The sequence below is a fragment of the Pyramidobacter piscolens W5455 genome (assembly GCF_000177335.1).
Lineage (GTDB): Bacteria > Synergistota > Synergistia > Synergistales > Dethiosulfovibrionaceae > Pyramidobacter > Pyramidobacter piscolens.
In genome coordinates, this window is the sequence record NZ_ADFP01000088.1 from 1 (window position 1) to 606 (window position 606).

Consider the following 606-nt stretch of genomic DNA (forward strand, 5'->3'; position numbering starts at 1 on the left):
CATATACTGCGTTTTTCTTGCTGTTGGGTTAAAGAACTTTCCATAGAAGTGTTCTTATGCTGGTGGAGGTGACCGGAATCGAACCGACGACCTCCTGCGTGCAAAGCAGGCGCTCTCCCAACTGAGCTACACCCCCAGCAAAAATGAATATGGTGGGCCGCAGAAGATTTGAACTTCTGACCTCTCGGTTATCAGCCGAGTGCTCTGACCAACTGAGCTAGCGGCCCACAAAGTGAAGAAGTTAAGCTAATGTCGCTTTGTATTTCCGTTTTTCAAACGTGCAGCTTGATTTCGTGAAATACTCCTTAGAAAGGAGGTGATCCAGCCGCACGTTCCCGTACGGCTACCTTGTTACGACTTCACCCTCCTCACCGGACACTCTTTAGGCGGATCCTTCCTCGCGGTTAGGCCTCCGGCTTTGAGAGCACCCGACTCGGATGGTGTGACGGGCGGTGTGTACAAGGCCCGGGAACGTATTCACCGCGGCTTGGCTGATCCGCGATTACTAGCGATTCCAACTTCATGCAGTCGAGTTGCAGACTGCAATCCGAACTGGGGATGGCTTTTTGGGATCTGCTTCTCCTTTCGGTCTCGCTTCTCTCTGTG

General features: G+C 52.3%; 2 tRNA genes and 1 rRNA gene. All 3 read right to left on the reverse strand.

The window, feature by feature from the left end:
- Window positions 1-60 precede the first annotated feature (60 nt).
- Window positions 61-136 (reverse strand) — tRNA-Ala (locus tag HMPREF7215_RS08040).
- 14 nt (window positions 137-150) lie between these two features.
- Window positions 151-227 (reverse strand) — tRNA-Ile (locus HMPREF7215_RS08045).
- 82 nt (window positions 228-309) lie between these two features.
- Window positions 310-606 (reverse strand): 16S ribosomal RNA (locus tag HMPREF7215_RS08050); the annotation flags it as partial.